This window comes from Bacteroides sp. 1_1_30 (assembly GCF_020982715.1).
Lineage (GTDB): Bacteria > Bacteroidota > Bacteroidia > Bacteroidales > Bacteroidaceae > Bacteroides > Bacteroides xylanisolvens.
In genome coordinates this window covers 1-7,576 of the sequence record NZ_JAJKHN010000146.1, presented here as the reverse complement: position 1 = coordinate 7,576, position 7,576 = coordinate 1, and the positions used below count along the sequence as shown (strand labels likewise).

General features: G+C 38.4%; 9 protein-coding genes. 7 read left to right on the top strand and 2 right to left on the bottom strand.

What is annotated here, in order from left to right; genetic code table 11:
- The 5 genes from LPH68_RS24970 to terL all read left to right on the top strand — a co-directional run.
- Nucleotides 1-204 (top strand): hypothetical protein (locus tag LPH68_RS24970; RefSeq protein ID WP_230297208.1); only part of this gene is annotated, 204 nt, incomplete at its 5' end.
- Nucleotides 205-283: 79 nt separating this feature from the next.
- Nucleotides 284-1,069 (top strand): hypothetical protein, encoded by a 786-nt coding sequence (locus LPH68_RS24965; protein WP_230297207.1) that lies wholly within the window; start codon nt 284-286, stop codon nt 1,067-1,069.
- On the top strand, nt 1,056-1,907 hold the full coding sequence (locus tag LPH68_RS24960) for a hypothetical protein (protein ID WP_117610573.1): 852 nt from the start codon (nt 1,056-1,058) through the stop codon (nt 1,905-1,907). Before LPH68_RS24965 ends, LPH68_RS24960 begins: the two co-directional genes overlap by 14 nt.
- 77 nt (nt 1,908-1,984) lie before the next feature.
- Nucleotides 1,985-2,479, top strand: coding sequence for a helix-turn-helix domain-containing protein (locus LPH68_RS24955; protein WP_117610574.1), 495 nt, complete (start codon nt 1,985-1,987; stop codon nt 2,477-2,479).
- On the top strand, nt 2,460-3,905 hold the full coding sequence (terL, locus tag LPH68_RS24950; RefSeq protein WP_181985767.1) for a phage terminase large subunit: 1,446 nt from the start codon (nt 2,460-2,462) through the stop codon (nt 3,903-3,905). The genes LPH68_RS24955 and terL overlap by 20 nt, the downstream gene beginning before the upstream one ends.
- 42 nt (nt 3,906-3,947) lie before the next feature.
- On the opposite strand, the gene LPH68_RS24945 is transcribed toward terL, so the two are convergent.
- Nucleotides 3,948-4,196: a hypothetical protein gene (locus LPH68_RS24945; RefSeq protein WP_117610576.1), complete on the bottom strand. Its 249-nt coding sequence runs from the start codon at nt 4,194-4,196 to the stop codon at nt 3,948-3,950.
- A 76-nt stretch (nt 4,197-4,272) separates the two neighbouring features.
- Here LPH68_RS24945 and LPH68_RS24940 point away from each other — a divergent pair, with 76 nt between their 5' ends.
- Together LPH68_RS24940 and LPH68_RS24935 are read left to right on the top strand one after the other, a co-directional pair.
- Nucleotides 4,273-5,721: a phage portal protein gene (locus LPH68_RS24940; protein ID WP_117610577.1), complete on the top strand. Its 1,449-nt coding sequence runs from the start codon at nt 4,273-4,275 to the stop codon at nt 5,719-5,721.
- Between the two features lie 3 nt (nt 5,722-5,724).
- Nucleotides 5,725-7,383, top strand: coding sequence for a hypothetical protein (locus LPH68_RS24935; protein WP_181985768.1), 1,659 nt, complete (start codon nt 5,725-5,727; stop codon nt 7,381-7,383).
- On the opposite strand, the gene LPH68_RS24930 is transcribed toward LPH68_RS24935, so the two are convergent.
- On the bottom strand, nt 7,380-7,576 hold a 197-nt coding region (locus LPH68_RS24930; protein ID WP_230297206.1), incomplete at its 5' end, for a hypothetical protein. The genes LPH68_RS24935 and LPH68_RS24930 overlap by 4 nt on opposite strands.

Sequence of the window (7,576 nt, the reverse complement as noted above, 5' to 3'; positions counted from 1 at the left end):
CGTGGGCTCGGAGATGTGTATAAGAGACAGACACATGGGATTGGAGATTACCAATTGTATACTTCTCTTTATAATTGTATTGAGGGTGATCAAATTATAGACTTTGATATATCGGGCTTGGATACAGAAGCAAGACCTATATCATTAATCTTTGGTCAGATTAATAATATAGTCGCTTATCTTAATAGAAAATTCATTATTTAAATTAAAAACAGCATTTAAGAGAATACATAATGAAAGAAAACAGCCAAGGAGTTTATATTTTAGTTGAAATTCCTTGGTCATGGAAGAAAAAGTAGAAATTAAGATTGATCCCCGGAACTATCGTATCCATGGGGACGAAAACAAGCGGCTTATCCACAAAAGCCTTGTTGAATGTGGAGCTGGTCGGTCCGTATTGGCCGACCGTGATAATGTGTTAATCGCTGGAAACGGCGTCTATGAAGAAGCTCAAAAGTTAGGTCTCAAAGTGCGTGTTGTAGAGTCTGACGGTACCGAGCTTATTGTTATTAAACGCAAAGACTTATCTACGGAAGATGAAAAGAGAAAACTGCTGGCCTTAGCGGACAATCATACTTCCGATACTTCTGAATTCGATTGGAAGTTAGTGATAGAAAACTTCTCGCCTGATGTATTGAATGATTGGGAGTTTTCAGTAGACGAGATCGAACTTTCGACTGATATCCCTAATTCTGACGATGAGAAAGATAATAATCTTTATACAAAAAAAATAGTATCTCCAATCTATACACCGACTGGCAATAAACCTGCAATATCAGAACTCTATAATCTTGAAACTTACAATTGTCTGATGAAACAAATTCAGGAGTGTAATTTAGACAAGCAGACTAAAGATTTTCTTCAGATTGCAGCTTCAAGGCACATTGTTTTCGATTATGGAAAAATTGCTGAATTTTATGCTCATTCAAACAACATCATTCAAAATTTAATGGAAAATTCAGCTCTTGTCATTATAGATTTTAATAAAGCTATTGAACTAGGATATGTTTGTTTAAAGAAAGAATTGTCAGACTCATATTTGGAGGATTATAGCAATGATGAAAAATAATTGCTTCGTTGCATTGATACTTACACATGGGCGTCCAGACAATGTACATACAGTAAAAACATTACGGAAATGTGGCTATACAGGTGATATTATCATAGTATTAGATAATGAAGATCTGAAGATAGATCGTTATCGCAAAAACTACGAAAACATATATGTATTCGACAAACAAGAAATAGCATCAGAAACAGATGAGGGTGATAACTTCAATGATCGTCGAGCTATTATTTATGCGAGAAATGCTTCTTTTGAAATAGCAAAAGAAAAAGGCTACCAATATTTTATTGAGTTAGATGATGATTATACGGAATTCTCATACACTTATAATCAATATGGTGAAATGAAGCAGAAAAACATTATCAATCTTGATAAAGTACTTGATGCTCTAATTGATTTCAAAAATAAAACAGGTGCTTTAGCTGTTGCATTAGCTCAAAGAGGAGATTTTATCGGAGGAAAGCAGAATAATATAGTTCGTGGTGAATTACTTAAACGGAAAGCAATGAACTCATTTATTTGTGATACAAACATGCCTTTTAAGTTTTTTGGTAAAATTAATGAAGATGTAAACACCTACACTTTACTAGGAAGTAGAGGAAATTTGTTTTTTCAGATTCCGCATGTTTCTTTGAATCAAGTAACAACTCAACAATCAAATGGCGGAATGACTGATATATATTTAGATAGTGGGACTTATGTTAAGTCTTTCTACACAATTATGTATGCTCCTTCTTGTACAAAGATACGCCCAATGGGAAGTGTGTATAGACGCCTACACCATAGTATTAATTGGAATAATGCTGTTCCTAAAGTAATTCCAGAGAACTGTAAAAAGTAACCCCTATTTATATTTTAATTTGAAGATTATCCAAGCTAAGGCAAGAGTTATCACAATTTGTTAGTTATTGTTAGTTTATGACAGAGAAGAAGAATCTGGCCGAGAAGAAAAAAAGAGGGCGTAAATCAGAGTACAGAATAGAGTATGCCGATCAAGCTCTAAAGCTTTGTTTGTTGGGTGCAACAGATAAAGAGCTCTCCGAATTCTTCTCTGTTTCAGAGCAGACTTTAAACAAATGGAAGAAGGATTATCCCGAATTTCTTGAGTCCCTAAAAAAAGGGAAAAATATAGCAGATGCTAACGTTGCATCGAGACTCTATAACCGTGCTATTGGGTATAACTGTAAAGCAACAAAATTTGCAACATCGAACGGGAAGATTACAGATTCGAAGGAATTTATAGAGCATTATCCTCCTGATACAACAGCCGCTATTTTCTGGTTGAAGAATCGACAGCCGGAAAAATGGCGTGACAAGAAAGAAGTAGACGCGAATGTAAACCTTGGTGATGAATTGGAATCATTGACAGACGAACAACTTCAGGCTATTATTGATGGTAAAGAAAAAGAGTGAAAGAGAAATACTGCTTAGACAAGCGAAAGCAGCAACTATACTTCGCAAGCGTGAAGCCCGGAATGATTTCTGGGCTTTCTGCTTATACTATGATCCAAAGTTCTTTGCCAAACGATTATTCTTGAAGAAAGTAGCCGAAGCGTTCATGCGTGTGTATACCTCCTATTTAGCTAATATTATCTACCGCCTTGCTGTCAGTATGCCGCCACGTGCCGGTAAGTCTTATATTTCCTCATTGTTTATAGCCTGGATGTACGGTCACTTCCCGGAAGAATCTGTAATGCGTAACTGTTGCTCTGATACTCTTTACAATAAGCTGTCATACGATACCCGTGATATTGTAAAATCTAAGCGTTACAAAGAGATATTCCCTGATATTCATCTGAAAGGTGATAAACAGAATGTGAAGAGTTGGAATGTGGAAGGCGCTCGCCAGGTATCTTATTTCGGTGGCGGTGTTGGCGGTACCGTGATCGGCTTCGGTGCGTCTATGCTCGCCATGACCGACGACTTATATAAGAGCCTGGAAGATGCGTTATCTGACAATAACAATGAAAAGGTATGGTCTTGGAAACAAGGTACGCACGACTCCCGTATTGAGGGAAGTTGTTGTATGATTGACATCGGGACCCGCTGGTCTTCTAGTGATGTCCTCGGACGTATGGAAGAAGCCGGCAAGTATAATGAAATCATCCGGATCGCAGCTCTTGATGAAAACGATGAAACTTTTTGCGCTGATGTACATACTACGGAATATTACCGGGAACTACGTTCTGAAACCGACGAAAGCATTTGGATGGCCGAATATATGCAGGAACCATTCGAAGCCAAAGGGTTACTATTCCCCAAATCGTCTCTCATGCGCTTCAAATTAGCCGATATTGCAGGAAAGAAACCTGATGGGACACTCGGAGCTTGTGATACAGCCGATAAAGGAGATGATGATTTCTGCGCACCATTCGCAAAGGTGTTCGGACCAAAATATTTCATTACCGATATTCTTTTCACAAAGGATCCTGTTGAAGTTACAGAACCGCGCCTGGCACAAATGGTAATAGATACCGAATGCGACCAGCTACGCATTGAGTCAAATAATGGTGGTCGTATCTTTGCTATCAATGTGCGTAAGCTTGTTACATCGAAAAAGAAATCGTGTGTTATACAAGCCCGGCCAACAACCCAGCACAAGGAAACACGTATCATTATGAAGGCTGGCTGGATAAAGAAACATTGCGCTTTTCTTGATGAATCAGAATACTCTAAAGGATCAGACTACGGTCGTTTCATGAAAGCGCTTACTAGTTATAAACGTGAAGGTGACAATGCACATGATGATGCACCCGACGGAATGACCATCCTTGCAGAGTTTGCGGAATCGCTTGGGCTGAAGTTAAAAACATCTACTCGTAAAGTGGGGCGTGGATAATATGGAGGTATAATTATTAAAAAATCACACCTCCATTCGTTTTTAATTAAAAGATGATTCAATAGCCCTCATTGCAGATCTAGCTTCCCTAAGTACTTTTAGATATGTTGTATATCTAAGAACATCCGTATCTTGGGAATTTAATTTAGTTACTAGAGTCAAATCTGTGTTCATTCTTGCACTAGAGTCTTTTTTTTGTATAATCTGGAATACTTCATACAATCCCTTTGTTGCATAGTCGCAAAATCTGTCTAACTGTTTAGTTAATCCTACAATTTCTTCTTTATCCATATTCTTTTGTTTTAGAGTTTACCGCAAAGTTAAGTAGAATAAATTAACTGACGTATATATTTTAAGAGAAAAGTATATGCCAGATATTAAGGACATTCTAAGAAATGAAGACTTCGGTAGCATAGTAGGTGATTTATGCGTTGATACCCGTGAAAATCGTAATCCTCGTGAGTATATGGAGGAATACAATGGAGACAGGACCCGTCGTAAAGAATCAGTTGGGTATCGGGAGCCTAAAAAGATTGCTGTATATTCAGATACAGAAGTAGAAGTTGACCCCGAAACAGGAGCCGAAAAGCCAAAGAGACTAGAAGACAAGACTGTCGATGTAGCTAAGGTCGTAACCAACCTACCTAAAAAGATCGTTCGTAATTCTGTTGCTTTTCTATTTGGTGGTGAAATGACTATCACAGCAGAAGATTCGAACGACGGGATCTGCGAGTTCAAAAAAGTCTATAAGCGAAAACTCAAGATGCAATCTGTATTGAAAGAGTTTGCTCGCAAAGTGTTGTCTGAAACCAAGGCTGCTATTGTATTCTATCCTGTTACCAAGAACGATGGAAAAAGTCAGTTGAAAGTTAAGATTCTTTCTACTCCCAAGGATAGTAATGTCGAATGTGAATTCTATCCACACTTTGATGAGGACGACGATATGGACGGTTTTCTCTATAAATACAATGCAGAAGTCAATGGCCGTACTTGCGAATGCGTGAAAATCTATACGAAAGATGTTATCTACTCCGGTATCATGGACGGTGTATGGCAAGTGAAAAAGATAAAGAATCGTTTTGGCAAGATTCCGGTAGTATATGCCGAGGTCGATTGTCCGGATTGGGAAGATGTTGCTAATTTGATTGACAAGAAAGAAATGAGACTTTCCCGGCTATCAGATACTAATGATTACTTTTCTGAACCTATACTGAAAACTTATGGTTTAGCTAACCTTCCGAGCAAAGAAACGGTTGGTAAGGAATTGAACTTCAGTATGGAGGTTGATTCAGATACTGGTACATCGTATCACGGTGATGCAGATTATCTTGCATGGCAACAATCTTGTGAATCCGTTACACTTGAACTAAACCAACTGGATGATGCAATACATTCCGGAGCTTCCAGTCCGGACTTGTCTATAAATAAACTAATGGGACTTGGCAACCTTAGCGGCACTTCACGTCGTTTTATGCTGATTGATGCAGAGATAAAAGCTACTGAACAGATGGAAATATTTGGTCCAGTTGTTCAACGAACAGTAGCAATCGTCCAAGCAGGAATGGCAAATATTACACATACAAAATATGCATCACAGCTAAATGACAACTACATTGAGGTAGAGTTTGGTAGTATTCTCCCACAGGATTTGGCGGAAGAACTCAAGAACCTTGAAACTGCTTCTCAATTCAATAGTAAAGAGACGATTATTAAAAATTCGCCCTATACAGATGATGTGGAAGCGGAACTGAATCGTAAGAAGAATGATGAGAAAGAGACTGCACAGAATAATTCACTCATAGGAGCAACTTTCTAAGCTATGCCCGGACTTTCTTTCTACGACAAACAACACATACAGAAAGTTGCTGCACAGCAGGCCGTAATAGCCAATATCTTTAATCAGTTTATACTTTCTGTTTCCCCGTATCTCCGTAAATGGTCTGATGCGGGGAAAAACAATGTATGGATAAGCAATCAGGGAATAGAGAGTGCAGTTGACCGGGAACTGCTGAATCTTGAATCAATGCTATATGCTAATATCTCTGCATTTCAAAAGGACGGTTGGGAACGAGCAGAAAGAAAGAATGATGATTTTATTTCCCAGTTCATCAAGGGAATGTCTATTTCCAGTGCAACGAAAGATGGAATGTTTACCCATAGTCTATCTGCATTTGAAGCTCTAAAAAATGATATAGACGCTAACGGATTCAAATTATCTGATAGGGTCTGGAATATTACACAGCAGACGAAATCGCAACTCGAATTCTATCTTGATAGTGGCGTAGTTGCCGGACGTAATTCAAACGGAATCAGTAGTGATATACGGCAAATTTTGCAAAATCCCCAAAAACGCTTTCGCAGGATCCGGAATGAGAAAGGCGAATTAGTTTTGTCTCAACCGATGAAAGATTACCACCCAGGACAAGGCGTTTATCGTTCTGCATATAAGAACGCTCTCCGGACATCTGCAACAACGACGAACACAGCTTACCGGAGTGCAGACTATGAACGTTGGAGCAAACAAGACTTCATATTAGGTATTGAGATACATCGCTCGGCCAATAATCGAGGACCGTGCAAGATCTGTGATGCGATGGTAGGTAAATATCCGAAAACGTTCAAGTTTACAGGCTTTCATCCTTTTTGTATCTGCTTTGCCACTCCTATCACCATGGAGCCGGAAAATTTTGCTGATTTCCTGCTGAATGACACAGTTCCGAAAGAGCAGGTTATTACAGACATTCCCCAGGGAGCAAAGGATTTCGTCATCGAGAATAAAGATGGATTGCAATCGGCTTTCTGGTACAAGGATAACTTTACCAATGATGGAGGACTACAAAGAGAAATAGTTTCCCAACCTATTACGAATGAAGTTATAAAGGTTTCTAAACCTAAACGTATCAAGACTGATTCTGAAATTGCAAATATTAAACAAAAATGGAATGAGCGAAAACTCTATAACAAAATAACCAACACAGAGAATGAAATACGCCTGAATAAAAGCTTTGAGACAGGAGTCCTATTTGACAGGAATGGTAATGTTGTAATCGATAAGCGCGGAGCCAAATATAGTGTTGCGTTTACGGATGAAGAATGTGCAAAGATGAAAGATTGCGTTTTCACACATAATCACCCAAGAGGCTGGCAAGAACCAGAAAAGAGTTTGGGACGAATAGGTAACTCATTCAGTCCGGCTGATATGTATCTTGCAATAGCTCATAATGTATCAGAAATGAGAGCTGTAACACCTAATTATACATTCGCTATGAAACGTCCCGAAGAAGGATGGGGAATTACAATTAGTAAATTCGAAAAGCTAGTGAATCGGGAGAATAACAAACTAAGAGTAGAGTTTACTGCTAGAATCAATAATAATACACTATCCCCAACAATGGCTTCAGTGGTCCATTATCATATATTATGGAAACGGATATCTGAAAAAATGGGATGGAATTATACAAAAGCGAAAACTCGTTAATTGGATTCTTTTAGGAAGACGAACTCCCCTTTTTGGTCGCTTTCTCTTTTGTCATGTACCTGTGAACCATCAAGGTACTTAACAGGAATGCCATTAGGGTATGCCGGGCATTTTAATTTATCAAAATTAAAATGCTTGCATTGTGTACACTTAGATATATACACATTGTAATATTCGTGTCTATCTTCTATAT